This is a genomic window from Paraburkholderia mimosarum LMG 23256 = NBRC 106338 (assembly GCF_000739815.1).
GTDB classification, from domain to species: Bacteria; Pseudomonadota; Gammaproteobacteria; order Burkholderiales; family Burkholderiaceae; genus Paraburkholderia; species Paraburkholderia mimosarum.
The window spans coordinates 1-671 of the sequence record NZ_BBJJ01000295.1 but is presented as its reverse complement, the minus strand read 5'-3'; the positions used below and the strand labels follow the sequence as shown (position 1 = coordinate 671).

The 671-nt window shown below is 59.3% G+C and carries 1 protein-coding gene; it reads left to right on the top strand.

What is annotated here, in order from left to right:
* Window positions 1–639, top strand: a 639-nt coding sequence (locus BMI01S_RS37500) for a helix-turn-helix domain-containing protein (RefSeq protein WP_042293469.1), incomplete at its 5' end; no start/stop codon positions are given.
* Between the last annotated feature and the right edge of the window lie 32 nt (window positions 640–671).

The window sequence follows — 671 nt, the reverse complement described above, 5'->3', positions numbered from 1 at the left end:
ACGGCGAGTGCCCAGCTCGACGAGAAGCAGCGTGAGAGCATCATGGCACTTGCACAGGACTTCCCGCGCCTGTGGAACGACCCCCAGACACCGGAGCGCGAGAAAAAGCGTATGGCCCGTCTGTTGATTGCCGACGTGACGCTGCTCAAGGACTCCGGAATCATTGCCCGGGTGCGCTTCAAGGGTGGCGCGACCCGTGAACTGCGTCTTTCGTTGCCCAAACCATCATGGCAGTTGAGACAGACCCCGGCAGCGGTCGTTGCCGAAATCGATCGTTTGCTGGAAGGACACACTGACCACGAAACCGCGGAATTACTCAATGCGAGTGGTATGCGCTCTGGCGAGGGTTTGCCGTTCAGGAGGCTGATGGTACGCCGGATCCGTATCGATTACGGGTTGAAAACGCAATACGAGCGCCTAAGGGCGCGGGGACTGTTGAGCGCCACGGAGATAGCGAAGTATCTCAAGGTATGCACGGCCACCATTGCCGACTGGCGACGGGCGGGGCTGCTCAAGGCATACCAATATAACGATAACGGCCAGTACCTCTATGAGCGCCCTGGCGTCGACGCTCCCAGGCGGTTTGCGCACAAGAACGGAACTCGCCGCAAGGCGGCTGCAGACGTAACTTCCCCCTGAAATGACAGATGAGGTGCATTATGCCGCGAACT